The 17,173-nt window shown below is 70.3% G+C and carries 17 protein-coding genes and 1 rRNA gene; 3 read left to right on the top strand and 15 right to left on the bottom strand.

Features of this window, described 5'->3' with window-relative positions; all coding sequences use genetic code 11:
- Positions 1–26 precede the first annotated feature (26 nt).
- The 5 genes from ACZ5DS_RS41885 to ACZ5DS_RS41865 all read right to left on the bottom strand — a co-directional run bounded on the left by ACZ5DS_RS41885 (position 27) and on the right by ACZ5DS_RS41865 (position 5,689).
- A complete protein-coding gene (locus tag ACZ5DS_RS41885; RefSeq protein WP_468249598.1) occupies positions 27–1,736 on the bottom strand; it encodes a bifunctional uroporphyrinogen-III C-methyltransferase/uroporphyrinogen-III synthase in 1,710 nt (569 codons plus the stop codon).
- Positions 1,733–2,692 carry a hydroxymethylbilane synthase gene (gene hemC, locus ACZ5DS_RS41880; RefSeq protein ID WP_468249596.1) on the bottom strand — a complete coding sequence of 320 codons (960 nt, stop codon included), beginning with the start codon at positions 2,690–2,692 and terminating at the stop codon, positions 1,733–1,735. Before hemC ends, ACZ5DS_RS41885 begins: the two co-directional genes overlap by 4 nt.
- A complete protein-coding gene (locus tag ACZ5DS_RS41875) occupies positions 2,689–4,389 on the bottom strand; it encodes a glutamyl-tRNA reductase (RefSeq protein WP_468249594.1) in 1,701 nt (566 codons plus the stop codon). Before ACZ5DS_RS41875 ends, hemC begins: the two co-directional genes overlap by 4 nt.
- Positions 4,386–5,162 carry a redox-sensing transcriptional repressor Rex gene (locus ACZ5DS_RS41870; RefSeq protein WP_468249591.1) on the bottom strand — a complete coding sequence of 259 codons (777 nt, stop codon included), beginning with the start codon at positions 5,160–5,162 and terminating at the stop codon, positions 4,386–4,388. Before ACZ5DS_RS41870 ends, ACZ5DS_RS41875 begins: the two co-directional genes overlap by 4 nt.
- A 245-nt stretch (positions 5,163–5,407) precedes the next feature.
- The gene (locus ACZ5DS_RS41865) at positions 5,408–5,689 is read right to left on the bottom strand and encodes a glutaredoxin family protein (protein WP_468249588.1); all 282 of its coding nucleotides are present in this window, start codon (positions 5,687–5,689) and stop codon (positions 5,408–5,410) included.
- Positions 5,690–5,783: 94 nt separating this feature from the next.
- On the opposite strand from ACZ5DS_RS41865, the gene ACZ5DS_RS41860 reads away from it, so the two are divergent.
- The 3 genes from ACZ5DS_RS41860 to ACZ5DS_RS41850 all read left to right on the top strand — a co-directional run bounded on the left by ACZ5DS_RS41860 (position 5,784) and on the right by ACZ5DS_RS41850 (position 9,307).
- Positions 5,784–6,713 carry an HAD family hydrolase gene (locus tag ACZ5DS_RS41860; protein WP_468249586.1) on the top strand — a complete coding sequence of 310 codons (930 nt, stop codon included), beginning with the start codon at positions 5,784–5,786 and terminating at the stop codon, positions 6,711–6,713.
- A 352-nt stretch (positions 6,714–7,065) separates the two neighbouring features.
- Positions 7,066–7,845, top strand: coding sequence for an ECF subfamily RNA polymerase sigma factor, BldN family (locus ACZ5DS_RS41855; RefSeq protein ID WP_468249583.1), 780 nt, complete (start codon positions 7,066–7,068; stop codon positions 7,843–7,845).
- Positions 7,846–8,080: 235 nt separating this feature from the next.
- Positions 8,081–9,307 carry a DUF5667 domain-containing protein gene (locus ACZ5DS_RS41850; RefSeq protein ID WP_468249581.1) on the top strand — a complete coding sequence of 409 codons (1,227 nt, stop codon included), beginning with the start codon at positions 8,081–8,083 and terminating at the stop codon, positions 9,305–9,307.
- Between the two features lie 67 nt (positions 9,308–9,374).
- Here the strand turns inward: ACZ5DS_RS41850 and ACZ5DS_RS41845 are convergent, their stop codons facing one another.
- The 10 genes from ACZ5DS_RS41845 to rrf form a co-directional block, all read right to left on the bottom strand.
- Entirely contained in the window at positions 9,375–10,430 is a 1,056-nt protein-coding gene (locus ACZ5DS_RS41845; RefSeq protein WP_468249577.1) for a lysophospholipid acyltransferase family protein, read from the bottom strand.
- A 14-nt stretch (positions 10,431–10,444) separates the two neighbouring features.
- Positions 10,445–11,506 carry an NAD-dependent epimerase/dehydratase family protein gene (locus tag ACZ5DS_RS41840; RefSeq protein ID WP_468249575.1) on the bottom strand — a complete coding sequence of 354 codons (1,062 nt, stop codon included), beginning with the start codon at positions 11,504–11,506 and terminating at the stop codon, positions 10,445–10,447.
- 191 nt (positions 11,507–11,697) lie between these two features.
- Positions 11,698–11,796 (bottom strand): 30S ribosomal protein bS22, encoded by a 99-nt coding sequence (locus ACZ5DS_RS41835; protein WP_003948845.1) that lies wholly within the window; start codon positions 11,794–11,796, stop codon positions 11,698–11,700.
- 135 nt (positions 11,797–11,931) lie between these two features.
- Positions 11,932–12,144 carry a helix-turn-helix domain-containing protein gene (locus ACZ5DS_RS41830; RefSeq protein WP_359069029.1) on the bottom strand — a complete coding sequence of 71 codons (213 nt, stop codon included), beginning with the start codon at positions 12,142–12,144 and terminating at the stop codon, positions 11,932–11,934.
- A gap of 129 nt (positions 12,145–12,273) precedes the next feature.
- The gene (locus ACZ5DS_RS41825) at positions 12,274–13,089 is read right to left on the bottom strand and encodes a phosphatase (protein ID WP_468249572.1); all 816 of its coding nucleotides are present in this window, start codon (positions 13,087–13,089) and stop codon (positions 12,274–12,276) included.
- Positions 13,090–13,168: 79 nt separating this feature from the next.
- Complete coding sequence (locus ACZ5DS_RS41820) at positions 13,169–14,341, bottom strand: acetoin utilization protein AcuC (RefSeq protein WP_468249569.1); 1,173 nt, start codon at positions 14,339–14,341, stop codon at positions 13,169–13,171.
- A complete protein-coding gene (locus ACZ5DS_RS41815; RefSeq protein ID WP_468249567.1) occupies positions 14,292–15,500 on the bottom strand; it encodes an MFS transporter in 1,209 nt (402 codons plus the stop codon). The genes ACZ5DS_RS41820 and ACZ5DS_RS41815 overlap by 50 nt, the downstream gene beginning before the upstream one ends.
- 81 nt (positions 15,501–15,581) lie before the next feature.
- Positions 15,582–16,295, bottom strand: a complete 714-nt coding sequence (locus ACZ5DS_RS41810; protein ID WP_468249564.1) for a VC0807 family protein — start codon at positions 16,293–16,295, stop codon at positions 15,582–15,584.
- Between the two features lie 69 nt (positions 16,296–16,364).
- A complete protein-coding gene (locus tag ACZ5DS_RS41805) occupies positions 16,365–17,009 on the bottom strand; it encodes an HAD family hydrolase (RefSeq protein WP_468249561.1) in 645 nt (214 codons plus the stop codon).
- Between the two features lie 72 nt (positions 17,010–17,081).
- Positions 17,082–17,173: ribosomal RNA gene (rrf, locus tag ACZ5DS_RS41800) — 5S ribosomal RNA — on the bottom strand; the annotation flags it as partial.

Raw genomic sequence — 17,173 nt, 5'->3', positions numbered from 1 at the left:
CAGGGGGCGGAGCCCCCTGGACGGCCTCAGGTCGTCGTGCGGCGCCTGCGCGCCCCCGGCCGACGCTCGCTGGGTCGGGTAACGGGATCCCCGGCCTCCTGTGCGGCAGCGCGGCGCTTCATGCCGAAGTCGGCCAGCGTCTCCGCCAGCTTGTGCACCGACGGCTCCGGAGCCATGACATCGACCCGCAGCCCATGCTCCTCGGCCGTCTTGGCCGTAGCCGGGCCGATACACGCGATCACCGTCACGTTGTGCGGCTTGCCCGCGATGCCGACCAGGTTCCGGACGGTCGACGAGGACGTGAAGAGAACGGCGTCGAAGCCACCCCCCTTGATCGCCTCCCGCGTCTCCGCCGGCGGCGGCGAGGCCCGCACGGTCCGGTAGGCCGTGACGTCGTCGACCTCCCAGCCCAGCTCGATGAGCCCGGCCACCAGCGTCTCGGTCGCGATGTCGGCGCGGGGCAGGAAGACCCGGTCGATCGGATCGAACACCGGGTCGTACGGCGGCCAGTCCTCCAGCAGACCCGCGGCCGACTGCTCACCCGACGGAATCAGGTCCGGCTTCACGCCGAAGGCGATCAGCGCCTTGGCCGTCTGCTCGCCCACCGCGGCCACCTTGATACCCGCGAAGGCGCGCGCGTCAAGGCCGTACTCCTCGAACTTCTCCCGCACCGCCTTCACCGCGTTCACCGAGGTGAAGGCGATCCACTCGTAACGGCCGGTCACGAGCCCCTTCACGGCCCGCTCCATCTGCTGCGGGGTGCGCGGGGGCTCCACCGCGATCGTCGGAACCTCGTGCGGCACGGCACCGTAGGACCGCAGCTGGTCGGAGAGCGACGCCGCCTGCTCCTTCGTACGCGGCACGAGCACCTTCCAGCCGAACAGCGGCTTGGACTCGAACCACGACAACTGGTCGCGCTGGGCGGCGGCGGAACGCTCGCCGACCACGGCTATCACCGGCCGGCCGCCGTCCGGCGACGGCAGCACCTTCGCCTGCTTCAGCGTCTGCGCGATCGTCCCGAGCGTCGCCGTCCAGGTCCGCTGACGGGTCGTCGTACCGGCGATCGTCACCGTCAGCGGGGTGTCCGGCTTACGGCCCGCCGACACCAGTTCGCCCGCCGCCGCGGCCACCGAGTCCAGGGTCGTGGACACGACGACCGTGCCGTCGGAGGCGCCCACCTCGGTCCAGCAACGGTCGGAGGCCGTACGGGCGTCCACGAACCGGACGTCCGCGCCCTGCGCGTCCCGCAGCGGCACACCCGCGTACGCGGGCACACCGACCGCGGCCGCCACACCCGGTACGACCTCGAAGGGCACACCGGCGGCGGCGCAGGCGAGCATTTCCTCGGCCGCGTACGTATCAAGTCCCGGGTCCCCGGACACCGCACGGACGACCCGCCTGCCGCCCCGCGCAGCCTCCATGACAAGATGAGCGGCATCCCGGGCAGCGCCCGGGGCAGCGGCGGCTGTTGACGTCCCGTCAACGACCGTCAGCTGGGGCGTGCCCGTGCCCGGCGGCGAGACCGAGGAGGGATCGGCGTCCATCTGCACGACGGAGACGCCCTGTCGGGCGTGCGTCCGGATCACATCGAGCACCTCGTGCTCAGCGACCAGGACGTCCGCGTTCGACAGCGCCTCCACAGCGCGCAGAGTCAGCAGTCCCGGATCCCCGGGTCCGGCACCGAGGAAGGTGACGTGCCCGTGTTCCGGACCGGCGGGAAGGGTGGTGGGGCTCAATGTGCTCGCTCCCCCATCAGACCGGCCGCGCCCTGGGCGAGCATCTCGGTGGCGAGTTCGCGACCGAGTGCCATCGCCTGCTCATGCGTCTGGGGCACGGGACCGGTGGTGGACAGCTGCACCATGCGGGTGCCGTCGGTCGTGCCGACGACGCCGCGCAGGCGCATTTCCTTGACAAACTGCCCGTCGGCCAGCAGGTCGGCCAGCGCGCCCACAGGGGCGCTGCAGCCGGCCTCCAGGGCGGCGAGCAGTGACCGCTCGGCGGTGACGGCGGCCCGCGTGAACGGGTCGTCGAGCTCGCCGAGCGCCGCGATGAGGTCCGCGTGGTCCGCGGCACACTCGATCGCCAGGGCCCCCTGGCCGGGGGCGGGCAAAACCGTGTCGACCGACAGGAAGTCGGTGACCTCGTCGCTGCGGCCGATCCGGTTCAGTCCGGCGGCGGCCAGCACGACGGCGTCCAGTTGGCCGTCGCGGACGTATCCGATCCGCGTGTCGACGTTGCCCCGGATCGGGACCGTCTCTATGTCCAGGCCGTGGGCCCGCGCATACGCGTTCAGCTGCGCCATGCGGCGCGGCGCGCCGGTGCCTATGCGGGCACCCCGCGGCAGGTCCGTGAACTTCAGCGCGTCCCGGGCGACGATCACGTCCCGCGGGTCCTCACGCACCGGAACGGCGGCCAGGACGAGTTCCTCGGGCTGCGTGGTCGGCAGGTCCTTGAGCGAATGAACCGCGAAGTCCACCTCGCCCTTCAGCAGCGCGTCGCGCAGCGCCGTGACGAACACACCGGTGCCGCCGATCTGCGCGAGCGCCTCGCGGGAGACATCGCCGTACGTGGTGATCTCGACCAGCTCGACCGGCCGGCCGGTCACCCGGCTCACCGCCTCCGCCACCTGCCCGGACTGGGCCATGGCGAGCTTGCTCCGCCTGGTCCCCAGTCTCAGTGCCTTGTCACTCATGCCGGTCGGTCCTTCTTGTCTGTGCTGTCCTCGGCCCGGGAGACGGCGGCCACCGTCTCGGGGTCGAGGTCGAACAGGGTGCGCAGCGCGTCCGCGTACCCGGCGCCGCCGGGCTCGGCCGCGAGCTGCTTGACCCGTACGGTCGGCGCGTGCAGCAGCTTGTCGACGACCCGGTGCACGGCCTGCCGGATCTCGCCGCGCTGGCGTTCGTCCAGGTCGGGCAGGCGGCCGTCGAGCCGCGCGATCTCACTGGCGACGACGTCGGCGGCCATGGTGCGCAGCGCGACCACGGTCGGCGTGATGTGCGCCGCCCGCTGCGCCGCGCCGAAGGCCGCGACCTCGTCGGAGACGATACGCCGGACCTGGTCCACGTCGGCCGCCATCGGCGCGTCGGCGGACGCCTCCGCCAGCGACTCGATGTCCACCAGCCGTACCCCGGCCAGCCGGTGCACGGCCGCGTCGATGTCGCGGGGCATGGCGAGGTCGAGGAGGAACACGGCCGGAGCCGGACGCGGGATCACGGCGACCGGCTCGGGCTTGCGGCGCTCGGGGATGCGGCCGACGGAGGCGGCGGTCGCGGCGAGCGCGGTGATCAGCTCGGCGTCCGCCTCGGGGCCGCGCCGGGCGGCCCCACGACGGTCGACCGTGCCGCCCGCCACCCAGGCCGCGTGCTGCTCCAGCGTGGCCGCGTCCATGCCGGCCACGGCGGCCTCGCCCATGAGGGAGAAGCCGGGCTGTACCGCCGCCAGGTCCAGCGGGCAGTTGTCGTCCGTGCCGACACCGGCGGGCGGCAGCGGCGCCTTGGGCTGCGCGGTCGTACGAGCGCTGTCGGCGATCTCGGCGACAGGCTGCCCGGTGCGGCCCTCGACCGCCTGCGCGACCGCCTCGGCCGTCAGGACCAGGCCGGTCGCCCCGGTGCAGGAGACGACGACGTCGGCACGTGTCAGCTCGCCCGGCACGGCGTCCATCCGTACCGCGCGGGCGGTCACCGCCGCGTCCTCGCCCTCGGCCAGGATCTGTGCGAGACGCTCGGCACGCTCGAAGGTGCGGTTGGCGACGACGACCTCGGCCACGCCGGCCCGCGCGAGCGTCGCGGCGGCCAGGGACGACATCGACCCGGCGCCGATGACCAGCGCCTTCTTGCCCTGCGCCCAGGCGGGGACCGCCGCCCCGACGGCCAGCTGCTCCAGACCGAAGGTGACCAGGGACTGACCGGCCCGGTCGATACCGGTCTCGGAGTGGGCCCGCTTGCCGACCCGCAGGGACTGCTGGAACAGGTCGTTCAGCAGCTTGCCGGCGGTGTGCAGCTCCTGGGCACGGGCCAGGGAGTCCTTGATCTGGCCGAGGATCTGGCCCTCGCCGACGACCATCGAGTCCAGACCGCAGGCCACCGAGAACAGGTGGTGGACGGCCCGGTCCTCGTAGTGCACGTACAGGTAGGGCGTCAGCTCCTCGAGGCCGACCCCGCTGTGCTGGGCGAGCAGCGTGGACAGCTCGGCGACACCGGCGTGGAACTTGTCCACGTCGGCGTACAGCTCGATGCGGTTGCAGGTGGCGAGCACCACGGCCTCGGTGGCCGGCTCGGCGGCGACCGTGTCCTGGACCAGCTTGACCTGGGCGTCCGCGCTCAGCGCGGCCCGCTCCAGCACGCTCACGGGTGCGCTGCGGTGGCTCAGTCCGACGACGAGGAGACTCATGCCGGCATCACGGCGGGTACGTCCCCGTCGGGCCCCTGGTCGGCGGAATCGTCGGCGGCTGCGCCATGGGGAGCGGCCGCGGTCAGCCCGCTCTCGCCCACGGCGCTCTCCTCGCCGGCCTTGCGCTGCTCGTGGAAGGCGAGGATCTGCAGCTCGATGGAGAGGTCGACCTTGCGCACGTCGACCCCGTCCGGGACGGACAGCACGGTCGGCGCGAAGTTCAGGATGGAGGTCACACCGGCGGCCACGAGCCGGTCGCAGACCTGCTGGGCGGCACCGGCGGGGGTGGCGATGACGCCGATGGAGACCCCGTTGTCCTTGATGATCTTCTCGAGGTCGTCGGTGTGCTGGACGGGGATGCCCGCGACCGGCTTTCCGGCCATCGCCGGGTCGGCGTCGATCAGCGCGGCGACCCGGAAGCCACGGGAGGCGAACCCGCCGTAGTTGGCCAGGGCGGCGCCGAGGTTACCGATACCGACGATGACAACCGGCCAGTCCTGGGTCAGGCCGAGTTCACGGGAGATCTGGTAGACGAGATACTCCACGTCGTAGCCGACACCGCGCGTTCCGTAGGAGCCCAGGTACGAGAAGTCCTTGCGCAGCTTGGCGGAGTTGACCCCCGCCGCCGCGGCCAGCTCCTCGGAGGAGACCGTGGGTACCGAGCGCTCCGACAGCGCGGTCAGGGCTCGGAGGTACAGCGGAAGCCTGGCGACGGTGGCCTCGGGAATCCCTCGGCTACGGGTCGCCGGTCGGTGTGTTCGGCCAGTTGCCACGGTGCTCCTGCGGGTAGAGCGGGGCTGCAGGCGGTCATACGTCCCCAGACCGCCCCGTCGACAGCAGGCTATGTCTTTGTGAACGCGTGCACAAAGATGGTGTCCGATTTGCCCGGCCAACGTGACCGGGGTCACGCGCCTCATTCCCGGGCCCTTCCTGGGGGCAAAACCGACACACTCCTCGTGAATCCCGCCCCCGAGACCAAACCGCCGTCGATCCTAAGGGACGCTCGGCCCCCGTTGTACTACTCGGTCAGTTCCTTGCGGAGACGGCCCTCGTCCACCCGCCAGAAGGTGTGCTGACGGCCGTCCACGAGGACCACCGGGATCTGCTCCCAGTACTGGTCGTGCAGCTCCTTGTCCTCGGTGATGTCCTTCTGCTCCCAGGGGACACCGAGTTCGCCGCACACCTTTTCGATCACGGCCTCCGCGTCGTCGCACAGATGACAGCCGGGCTTGCGGATGAGCGTGACCAATCGCTCCTGCGGGGCGGCCTTACGCCGGAAGAGGGGACTCATGTCGGCCATTCTCGCGCTTGCTTAACGACCCGGTCGTGGAGAGTTCACACCCTTCAAACCTCTCGACTCCGGAAGCCCCGAACAAACTGGCTATGCTCACGCCATGGCCGCTCTCGGATGGCTCACTCCCCGTAGGCGCTCCGCCACGGCGCGGAGCGTGTTGGCAGGCGAGGCCTCGGCGGAGGCTGCCCGCAAGTCCTCGCAGGAAGCACAGGAGACCCCTGCGCTCGCCGAGCAGGAACCCCAGTTCCCCGTCATCGGCGACGACAAGGCGGCCGCCTTCTTCGACCTCGACAACACCGTGATGCAGGGCGCCGCGCTGTTCCACTTCGGACGGGGCCTGTACAAGCGGAAGTTCTTCGAGACGCGCGACCTGGCCAGGTTCGCCTGGCAGCAGGCCTGGTTCCGGCTGGCCGGCGTCGAGGACCCCGAGCACATGCAGGACGCGCGCGACTCCGCCCTCTCCATCGTCAAGGGCCACCGCGTCGCCGAGCTGGAGACGATCGGCGAGGAGATCTACGACGAGTACATGGCCGACCGCATCTGGCCGGGCACCCGGGCGCTCGCCCAGGCCCACCTGGACGCGGGCCAGAAGGTGTGGCTGGTCACGGCCGCGCCCGTCGAGATCGCCCAGGTCATCGCCCGCCGCCTCGGCCTGACCGGCGCGCTCGGCACGGTCGCGGAGTCGGTCGACGGCGTCTACACGGGCAAGCTGGTGGGCGAGCCCCTGCACGGCCCGGCGAAGGCGGAGGCGGTCCGCGCCCTGGCCGCGGCGGAGGGCCTGGACCTCTCCCGCTGCGCCGCCTACAGCGACAGCCACAACGACATCCCGATGCTGTCCCTGGTCGGCCACCCCTACGCGATCAACCCGGACACCAAGCTCCGCAAACACGCCCGGGAAAAGGACTGGCGTCTGCGTGACTACCGCACGGGCCGCAAGGCGGCGAAGGTGGGCATCCCGGCGGCAGCGGGGGTCGGCGCAGTTGCCGGTGGCACGGCGGCGGCGATCGCCCTGAGCCGCCGTCGCCGATAACACCCGCCCGCGTAGCTGCAGGCAGTCGCGCCGCCGACGCGCCCTGATCTGTCATGTTCCTGATGAAACCGGTCTCCTGTCGCCTGCCGCCGGATTATGCCTCGCCTTTCCCAACACGCCCTGCACTTCGCCGAAACCCACCCTTTTCCGATCAACAACCGATCAGTGTGCGGCACTTGATAGGACGTCAATCGGTTAGAGATGCGACGCAATCGATGATTTGAGCAACTCGGTGTAGCAGGGCCTGCACGAAGCGTTATTCTCCTCAGACGCAAACCGGTACCCCTCCGTCGCTACGACGGGTGAACGGTCCCGCACTGCACGTGATGGAAGCTCTGCCTCTGGGAGTCCCGTGTACCCACACGTCGGGGTTGACGCCTCGGGCCTGGCTACGCTGCGCGCAACAGTCGCAACGGTCAAAGAGACGCTGCGCGGCCTCGTCCCCACCGCGTACGCCGTCCCCGCCTTCGCCACCGCCGCACCCGTAGGCCCGTGCTACGCACTGGCCGAGGGCAGCGCGGCGGTCGGCAGACGCAGCCGCGCGACCGGCGCGGCCACCGCCCGTCGGCCGGCCGCCGACAGCGACAGTGCCCGCATGATGGACCTCGTCGAGCGCGCCCAGGCGGGGGAGGCCGAGGCCTTCGGCCGGCTCTACGACCAGTACAGCGACACCGTTTACCGGTACATCTACTACCGGGTCGGCGGCAAGGCGACCGCCGAGGACCTGACGAGCGAGACCTTTCTGCGGGCGCTCCGCAGGATCGGCACCTTCACCTGGCAGGGCCGCGACTTCGGCGCCTGGCTGGTGACGATCGCCCGGAACCTGGTCGCCGATCATTTCAAGTCCAGCCGGTTCCGTCTCGAAGTCACCACCGGCGAGATGCTCGACGCCAACGAGGTCGAGCGCTCCCCGGAAGACTCCGTCCTGGAGTCCCTCTCCAACGCCGCGCTCCTCGACGCCGTACGCCGGCTCAACCCCCAGCAGCAGGAGTGCGTGACGCTCCGCTTCCTCCAGGGCCTCTCGGTCGCCGAGACCGCCCGCGTGATGGGCAAGAACGAGGGCGCCATCAAGACCCTCCAGTACCGCGCCGTGCGCACGCTCGCCCGGCTCCTGCCGGACGACGCCCGCTGACGTCCGCCACCCACCGCGACGCCCAACTCACGTTCCGTGAAGGCCCGTTGCCTTTCTGACCCGATCATCCGCCGTCCGTAACCCAACTGCCGAGCCGCTCGTTGTGCGGGATACAGGCTCCCTGTGGTCACGCCCTGGCCAACCTTGATCGCTCGATCGTGTGAACCGGTCGTGGGCGTGCAACCCTCAGGACCCCCTGGGGAGTCGACCGTCATGACGAGAGGAGGTGCCGCCAGTGATCGCGAACGTATCGGCCCACCGGCGGGCGAACGCCTTCGCCCAGGCCCTGGAGGAGCAGTCCGACCGGGACACGGCGGCCGAGCAGTCCGCAGCGCCGGCGGGTTCACCGCCGACAGCTGAGGAACAGACCGAGCAGGGCGAACTGTTGGCCCTCGCGGCCGGTCTCGCCTCGCTGCCCGGGCCGCAGCTCGACCCCGAGGTCAAGGTCGTCCAGCGCGCCCAGCTGGTGGCCGCGATGGAGGCCATGCTTCAGGAGGGGACGGGGGCGGCGGAAAGGGCGGTACCCGAGCAGCGCGCGCGGGGCCGGGGAGCGCACCGGGCGAGCCCGCTGGGCAAACTCCGGCCGCGTTCCAGGCTGACCAAGGGGCTCGCCGCGGGCGGGCTCAGCGTCGGCGTGGCCGCCGGGGCCTTCGGCGGGGTCGCCGCCGCGAGTTCCGACGCCCTGCCCGGCGACTCGCTCTACGGCCTCAAGCGCGGCATCGAGGACTTCAGGCTCAACTACCTGAGCGACGGGGACGACGAGCGCGGACAGACCTATCTCAACCAGGCCTCCACCCGGCTGAGCGAGGCCCGCAGGCTGATGGACCGCGGCCGCAGCGGCCACCTCGACCACGAGTCCATCGGCGAGATCCGCCGCACCCTGTCCGGCATGCAGCACGACGTGACCGAGGGCCACCGCCTGCTGCACGCGGCCTATGAGCGCGACCCCGGCTCCCTGGGCCCCATCCAGGCCCTCGACGCCTTCGCCCGCTCCCACCGCGATGCCTGGAGCGCACTGAGCGACAAGCTGCCCGTGCAACTGGGAGACGTCAAACAGCAGGTGTCGTCGGTGTTCGACGCCATAGACCAAGAGGTCGCCCCGCTCCAGTCCCTGCTCCCCCAGCCGCCCGCCCAGACCGGCGACGGCAAGCGGCAGGGCTCCGGCCCGCCGTCCGCCGGCTCCTCCGGCACCCACCGCTCGACCGCGCCCAGCTCCGGCAACACCCCGTCCGCCGGCAAGCACTCGGGCTCCCGCAGCCCCAGCGGCTCCGCCACCGGCGACAGCAGCGGCGGCCTGATCGGAGGCAACACGGGCGGCCTGCTCGACCCACCGAAGATCGGCAACGAAGGCAGCGCCCCGTCCACCAGCAAGCCCCCGACGACCGAGCCGAACGTCACCCTCCCACCACTCCTCCCGGGCCTGCTCCCGGGCCTCGGCATCGACAGCGAGGAAGCGAACTAGCCCCACCCGGGTACGGCAGTGGGGGCGCCCCTTTCCGAGCCGGGGCGCCCCCACTGCCGTACACCACTCAGAAGAACACCGACCGCCGCTGCACCAGCAACTTGTACAACGTGTGCTGGATCTGCTCCCGTACCTGGTCGGTCAGGTTGAACATCAGCATCGGGTCCTCGGCCGCCTCCGGCGGATAGCCGTCCGTCGGGATCGGCTCACCGAACTGGATCGTCCACTTGGTGGGGAGAGGGATCGCCCCGAGCGGGCCGAGCCACGGAAAGGTCGGCGTCAGCGGGAAGTACGGGAAGCCCAGCACCCGGGCGAGGGTCTTGGAGTTGCCGATCATCGGGTAGATCTCCTCGGCCCCGACGATCGAGCACGGGATGATCGGCGCGCCCTGGCGCAGCGCCGTGGAGACGAACCCGCCGCGGCCGAACCGCTGGAGCTTGTAGCGCTCGCCGAACGGCTTCCCGATCCCCTTGAAGCCCTCCGGCATCACCCCGACCAGTTCGCCCTGCGCCAGCAGCCGTTCGGCGTCCTCGGCGCAGGCGAGGGTGTGCCCCAGCTTGCGGGCGAGTTCGTTGACCACCGGGAGGACGAAGACCAGGTCGGCCGCGAGGAGTCGTAGATGCCGGTCGGCCGGGTGGTGGTCGTGCACGGCGACCTGCATCATCAGGCCGTCCAGCGGCAGCGTCCCGGAGTGGTTGGCGACGATCAGCGCCCCGCCCTCGGCCGGGATGTTCTCGACGCCCTTCACCTCGACCCGGAAGTACTTCTCGTACACCGGCCGCAGCAGCGACATCAGGACCTGGTCGGTCAGCTCCTCGTCGTAGCCGAAGTCGTCGACCTCGTAGTCCCCGGTGAGCCGGCGGCGCAGAAAGGCCAGGCCGCTCGCGATGCGCCGCTCGAGCCCGCCGTCGTGCCGCGGCCCGGCGGGCGGCTGTTCCTGCCCGGTCACGGGGACATCATCCTGCGCAGCGGCCCTGGTGGGCAGGGGCTGGACCTCCCGGACCGGCGCGGCCTCACCGACCGCGCCGCGCCTGCTGCCCGCGCTCCGGCGCCGCGACGCCCGCTGGGCGGCACCCCCGCGGGACCGGTCGTCGTCGAACGGAATGACCTTGGCGTCCGCCATCGTTGCTGCGCTCCTCAGTTGGCGCTCTGCGTCGGGAGGTGTCCGCTGCCCTTCGCGGCCAGCGCGGCGATCCGGTCGACGGCCCCCGCAAGGGCCTCCGGCGGCAGCAGCCCGGGTCCCTGGCTGCGCGCGAAGTCCGCGAACGTCTCCGCCGTCGTGTACTTGGGCTGGAATCCCAGCGTGTCGCGCATCTGGTCCGTGGCCACCACCCGGCCGTGGGTGAGCAGCCGGATCTGCTCCGGCGAGAAGTCCGTCATGCCCAGCGTACGCACCAGGGAACCGGCCCAGGTGACCGCGGGCAGCAGCAGCGGCACGGTGGGCCGCCCGAGCCGCCGCGAGCACTGCGAGAGCAGCAGCACGCCGTCCCCGGCGATGTTGAAGGTGCCGCTGTTGAGGGTGCCCCGGCGCGGATCGTGGGAGGCGATCCGCAGCACCTCGATGACGTCGTCCTCGTGCACGAACTGCAGCCGGGGGTCGTAGCCGAACACGGTCGGCAGCACCGGCAGCGCGAAGTACGAGGCGAGCGGGGTGTCCGCGGTCGGCCCGAGGATGTTGGCGAAGCGCAGCACGCACACGGCGACGTCCGGCCGTCGCCGGGCGAACCCGCGCACATATCCCTCGACCTCCACCGCGTCCTTCGCGAACCCACCGCTGGGCAGCGACTTGGGCGGCATCGTCTCGGTGAACACGGCGGGATCCCGCGGCGCGGACCCGTAGACGTTCGTACTGGACTTCACCACCAGCCGCTGCACGGTCGGCGACTTCTGGCAGGCGCCGAGCAGCTGCATGGTGCCGATGACGTTGGTCTCCTTGACCGTGGCCCGGCTGCCGGCGCCCAGCGCGGTGCCGGTCACGTCCATGTGGACGACCGTGTCGGCGCCCGTCTCGGCGAGCACCCGGGCGATGGTGGGCTGTCTGATGTCGGCCTGGATGAAATCGGCTCCGCCCAGATGGTGCGCAGGGGGCACCGCGTCCACGGCGATCACCCGGTCCACCTCGGGGTCGCGTTGGATCCGCCGCACGAACCGGCCACCCAGTTGCCGGGCCACTCCGGTGACGAGCACGACCTTCCCCAAGATCAGCGCCTTCCTTCCCGCGTTACCCGTGTGCGGCCAACCTAGCGGGTCGATGTTGCGCTGTGATGACCGCCCGATGCACGAGGTGACGGAAATTCCCCTATCGGAATATGCCGAGTACCCCTGGATATGCCTGTGGCCCCCCATCCTTCCGGACGGGGGGCCACAGGGACACGCTCTCGCGGCGCCGCCTACTTCTTGTTGCGGCGCTGAACGCGCGTGCGCTTGAGCAGCTTGCGGTGCTTCTTCTTGGCCATCCGCTTGCGCCGCTTCTTGATAACAGAGCCCACGACTACCCTCGCTCACTTCTCATCACTCGGTTGTTTGGGCGCCATGGGCCCACACGACCTACGAGGGGCTAGCCTACCCGCCCCGAGCGCCGAGGTCGTAATCGAGGGTGTCTTCCGGGTCTCCCGGAAGAGTCGTCAGGCCGTCTCCACCCCCACATAACTCTCACGAAGGTACTCGTGTACCGCTTGCTCCGGGACGCGGAAGGACCGCCCCACCCGGATCGCGGGCAGATGACCGCTGTGCACCAGGCGGTACACGGTCATCTTCGACACTCGCATCACCGAGGCGACCTCCGCCACGGTAAGGAACTGAACCTCGCTCAGAGGCCCCTCGCCAGCTGCAGCCATGACACACCTGAACCTTCCGCACTCGACGGCCACCGGCTTCCCCTTCCGGTGACTCTTCGTCGTTGCGTGCTCACTCCCCAGACTAGGGGCGGGTGATGCAAGTGGGGAAGAGGTGCACCCATCGGCGGCCTACTGTGACAGACACGCTCGATTGAGTACGTAGCGGGTAAGCGGCCGGTAGTAATCCGACCGCACAGCGTCATCAACCGGAACGGCGACGGACACGACTCCCTCCGCCTCCCCCACAAAGAGCGCGGGGTCATCCGTATCCGCCAGACCAATGGCCTCAAACCCCAGCTGACCTGCCCCGCAGACCCAGCCATGGTCACCGATCACCAGCTCGGGCAGCGGCCCGCCGGCATCCGCAGCGGCCGCCAGGGCGACCCGAACCGGCAGCGGTGAATGGCAGTGGGCACCCGGCTCACAACCGGGGCGCTCGGCCTCCGGTTCCCGCACCAAGGCAACACCTCGTACGTAGTCCAGGTGATACGTACGTAGACCGAACCGGGTCAATATGTCGACACAGCGACCCTGCGCCGGGGTGAGCACCTCACACCCAGCCGACGACAACGCGTCCGCCAAGCCGCCGTAGAACCCGAGCAGCCGATGCGGATGCCCGGTGCCGAGCAGCACCGGAACGCCCCGCAGGGCCGCACTCCGGATCCGCGCCGCGAAGGCATCCAGCGCGGCCAGGGTCCGCTCGGGATCGATCGCATCCGGCCCGGACGTGTACATCGGATCGGCCGAAACCCCGCACTTCTCCGCCATCAGAGCAAGTAAATCCCGCTGCCCCCAGGCCCATTCAGGGTCGATCCCGAGCAACACCCGCGGATCCCGGGCAGCGAAGAGCCGATAGCTACGAAGACTGTTCTCCCGAGAGGTCGCCACCTCCCCTGCCAACCGGACAGCGAGCAGATGCGTGCGGAGGGCATCGGCGGTCAACACGGATGCGATGGTGGCTCATTCGGGGGTCGGGGGGTGCGGGGAACGGGGAAAGACCGCACGGTTGGCGTAACGAGATCCCTCAGGGCAGCAGGCCTCGCAGAGGAAACACGGCCCGCCGCGCGGCCAGCACCGCCTGATCCAGCCGATCAGCAGGGTCGTACCCCGACTCCCACGCAGCGAACGACACCGGCCACCGCCCGTCCGTCATCCGCTGCGGAGCCAACTGCCGAGTCCGAGCGAACACCTCCTGCCGCCACCCCTCAGGAATCACCGCCTCAGGAGCGATCTCCCGCCCCGCGGCAATCCCCACCAGATGCGTCCACGACCGCGGCACCACATCCACCACCGCGTACCCGCCACCTCCCAGCGCGACCCACTTCCCACCCGCGTACTCGTGCGCCAGCGAGTGACAGGCCACCTGCACAGCCCGCTGCGCGTCCAACGACACGGCAAGATGAGCCAGCGGATCCTCGAAGTGCGTATCGGCCCCATGCTGCGAAACGATCACCTGCGGCCGGAACTCCGCGAGCAGCTCCGGCACCACTGCGTGAAACGCCCGCAGCCACCCCGCGTCCCCGGTCCCGGCCGGCAGCGCCACGTTCACGGCCGCCCCCTCGCCCGCCCCGACCCCGGTCTCCTCCGGCCACCCGGTCTGCGGGAACAACGTACGAGGATGCTCGTGCAGCGAAATGGTCAGAACCCGCGGATCCTCCCAGAACGCGGCCTGCACCCCGTCCCCGTGATGCACATCGACATCGACGTAGGCGACCCGCTCGGCCCCCAGCTCCAACAACCGCGCAATGGCCAGCGACGCATCGTTGTAGATGCAGAACCCCGAGGCACCCCCCGGCATCGCGTGATGCAGCCCGCCCGCGAAGTTCACGGCATGCTCGGCGTCCCCCCGCCACACCGCCTCGGCCGCCCCCACCGACTGCCCCGCGATCAGCGCGGACACCTCGTGCATCCCGGCGAACGCAGGATCATCCATCGTCCCCAGCCCGTACGCCCCCCGCGCCGACCCCGGATCCGCCGACGCGGCCTTCACGGCGTCGATGTAGTCCTCCCGGTGGACCAGCCGCAGCGTCGACTCCCCGGCCGGCTTCGCCGCGACGACCTGCATCTCCCGGTCGAGCCCGAAGGCACCCACCAGCTTCCGGGTCAGCTCCAGCCGGACCGGATCCATCGGATGATCCGGGCCGAAGTCATAGCCCGTTACTGCCTCGTCCCACATCAGCTGTGCTCGGCCGCTCATGCCCGCCACCGTATCGGTCCGGTTGAGCCGCGAACGACCTGGCGTACGCCAGCGTCACCAGCACCAACACCATCGGTACGAGCATGGCGCCCCGGTAGCTCCAGGCATCCCCGAGCGCCCCGACCAACGGCGAACCGATCAGGAAACCGACGTAGTTGAAGATGTTGAGCCGAGCGATCGCCGCGTCCGAGGAGCCCGGGAACAACCGCCCCGCCGCCGCGAACGTCTGCGGCACCAGCACACACAGCCCCAGGCCCAGCAGGGTGAAGCCGAGCATCCCGACCCACGCGTCCGGCGCCACGGACACCACCGCGAACCCCCCGGCCGCCACCAGCGCCCCGAGCCGTACGACCGCGGCCGCCCCGAACCGCCGTACCCCGAAGTCCCCCATGGTCCGCCCGACCAGCGTGGTCACCATGTACACGTTGTACGGCACCGTCGCCAGCTGCTCCGAACTCCCCAGGACGTCCTTCAGGTACTTCGCACTCCAGTTGGAGACGGTCGAGTCCCCGATGTAGGCGAAGGTCATCACCAGACACAGCGGCAGCAGCAGCCTGAAGACGACAGTGCCACCACCGGCTTCTACCGCCACGGGCGCCGGATCCCCGTCGACGTACCACCGGCTCCCCACCAGCGTCGCCGGCAGCAGCACGGCCACCACCGGCAGATACGACACCCACAGCGCCAGATGCCAGTGCGCCCCGGCCCAGGCGAGCGAGGCCCCGACGATCCCGCCCAGGCTGTAGGCGGCATGGAAGCTCAACATGATGCTGCGCCCGTACGTCCGCTGCAGGCTCACCCCGAGCATGTTCATGGAGGCGTCCAGCGCCCCCACGGCCAGGCCGAACGCGGCCAGGGCCAGCCCCAGCTCGGCCACCACCCCGCCGGCTCCGACTCCCAGCAGCGCCAGCAGCACCACCGGCTGGGACCAGCGCAGCAGCCGACTGGGCCGCACCCGCTTCACCAGCTGCTCGGTCGTCACGCTGCCGACCCCGGCGAGGATCGGTACGGCGGCCAGGAAGACCGGCAGCAGCGCGTCGGAGATGCCGTACCGGTCCTGGATGGCCGGAATCCGCGTCACCAGCAGGGCAAAGGTGACCCCCTGCGCGAAGAAGCCGAACGCCAACGAGGCCCTACCGCGCCGCCGCACATCAGTCATGGCGGCGAGCGTAGGGCCCCGGGCTACCTGTGGGTAGATCCAGCCAAAGATGAATTTCCTTCAGCTTTACCGAGCGGAGGCTCAGGCGGCGACAGCCATCTCGGGCGTCCCGACCTGGCCCGCCTCGGCCTTGCCGGCTTCGACCTCGGCAGCCAGCGTCTTCGCCATCGGCTCGGCGGCCAGCCCACCGCTGACCACCCAGGCGGCCGCCATCGCACCGATCATGATGACCGTGCCGAGCCACACCATGGTGTCCACGGGGATGGTGTACGCACCCACCACCCGCACGATGCACTCGGCGAGCAGCGCCACGCCCCAGACCACGGAGAACGCCCGCTCCTTGCGCCGGAAGGCCACGGACCGGGCAGCCGCCCCGGACACCAGCCGCTCCCAGGCGGCCTCCCTGGCCGCGTCCCCCTTCACCAGGAAGGGCTTCATGCCGGCGGTCATCATCGGCCTGCCCAGCGCGACGGAGACCAGGATCCCGATGCCGACGGTGCTGCTGACCCCGCTGTCCTTGGCGAGCATCAGCCGCGGGTCCCCGGAGACGAAGCTCAGCAGCAGCGAGACGACGTTGACGACCAGGATCAGCCCGGCCAGCCCGTTCGTCCTCCGCTCCTTCACCAGGCCCCAGACAGTCCGCACCGCCGGCACCACACTGCTCCAGGCGAGCGCCGCGAACGTGCTCATCCCGAAGCCGTCCTTGAACAGGTAGTACGACCCGAGCGGCACCGCCACGTCCACGAGCAGCGGCTTGAAGTTGTCGAGCACGCCGGGGTTCTGGTTCTTCGTCATGCCCTTAGCTTCGCCGTTGAGCGGGGTCCGCCGGTAGAAACGATCGTCCGGACGTCCGCATGACAAATGTCAGACCAGCAGGCCTGCCAACTGTCCCATGTCGGAGAAGAGTTGGGTGGCGTCCATCAGCTGGGCAGCCGGCGTCATCGCGGTGAACCCGTACACGTCCATCCCGGCCGCCACAGCCGCCTGCACGCCCAGCGGACTGTCCTCCACGACCACACAACGCCCCGGCTCGACCCCCATCCGCTCGGCCGCGTACAGGAAGAGATCGGGCGCCGGCTTGCCCCGCCCCACATCCTGCGAGCTGAAGATCCTGTCCTGCGCGAACCACCGGTCAAGTCCGGTCGTCCGGTGCCCCACCCGGATCCGCTCATGACTCCCGGAGGACGCCACGCAGTACGACACCCCGTCAGCAGCCAGCTTCTCCAGCACATCGCCGGCGCCGGCCACGGGCTTCAACTCCCGCTCGAACGCTGCGAACACCCGGGCGTGGAAGACATCGTCGAAGTCATCGGGCAACCGCTCTCCGGTCCGCTCCAGGACCAGCTCATGGATCCGATGCATCGCCGACCCCATGTAGTCCCGGATGGAGTCCTCGTACGACGTCGGGTGCCCCAACTCGGTCAAATAGGCCGCCAGCAGCCGGTTGGAGATCGGCTCACTGTCCACGAGGACACCGTCGTTGTCAAAGATGATCAGGTCGTATCGCATACTCTCGACCCTAAAGGACCCGGAAAGCAGAAAACCCCCGCATCTTCCGATGCGGGGGTTTTCTCAAAATTTGTTCGGCGGCGTCCTACTCTCCCACAGGGTCCCCCCTGCAGTACCATCGGCGCTGTGAGGCTTAGCTTCCGGGTTCGGAATGTAACCGGGCG

It is taken from the genome of Streptomyces sp. NPDC031100, assembly GCF_055570785.1.
Note: the sequence above shows the minus strand (reverse complement) of the source record. Positions and strands in the feature narration are given on the sequence as shown.

Coding starts and splice junctions, on each gene's coding strand:
- ACZ5DS_RS41875 (WP_468249594.1), bottom strand. CDS start 4,389: ATGAGTCTCCTCGTCGTCGGACTGAGCCACCGCAGCGCACCCGTGAGC.
- ACZ5DS_RS41820 (WP_468249569.1), bottom strand. CDS start 14,341: ATGAGCGGCCGAGCACAGCTGATGTGGGACGAGGCAGTAACGGGCTAT.
- ACZ5DS_RS41805 (WP_468249561.1), bottom strand. CDS start 17,009: ATGCGATACGACCTGATCATCTTTGACAACGACGGTGTCCTCGTGGAC.
- ACZ5DS_RS41830 (WP_359069029.1), bottom strand. CDS start 12,144: ATGGCTGCAGCTGGCGAGGGGCCTCTGAGCGAGGTTCAGTTCCTTACC.
- ACZ5DS_RS41810 (WP_468249564.1), bottom strand. CDS start 16,295: ATGACGAAGAACCAGAACCCCGGCGTGCTCGACAACTTCAAGCCGCTG.
- ACZ5DS_RS41815 (WP_468249567.1), bottom strand. CDS start 15,500: ATGACTGATGTGCGGCGGCGCGGTAGGGCCTCGTTGGCGTTCGGCTTC.
- ACZ5DS_RS41845 (WP_468249577.1), bottom strand. CDS start 10,430: ATGGCGGACGCCAAGGTCATTCCGTTCGACGACGACCGGTCCCGCGGG.
- ACZ5DS_RS41860 (WP_468249586.1), top strand. CDS start 5,784: ATGGCCGCTCTCGGATGGCTCACTCCCCGTAGGCGCTCCGCCACGGCG.
- ACZ5DS_RS41865 (WP_468249588.1), bottom strand. CDS start 5,689: ATGGCCGACATGAGTCCCCTCTTCCGGCGTAAGGCCGCCCCGCAGGAG.
- hemC (WP_468249596.1), bottom strand. CDS start 2,692: ATGAGTGACAAGGCACTGAGACTGGGGACCAGGCGGAGCAAGCTCGCC.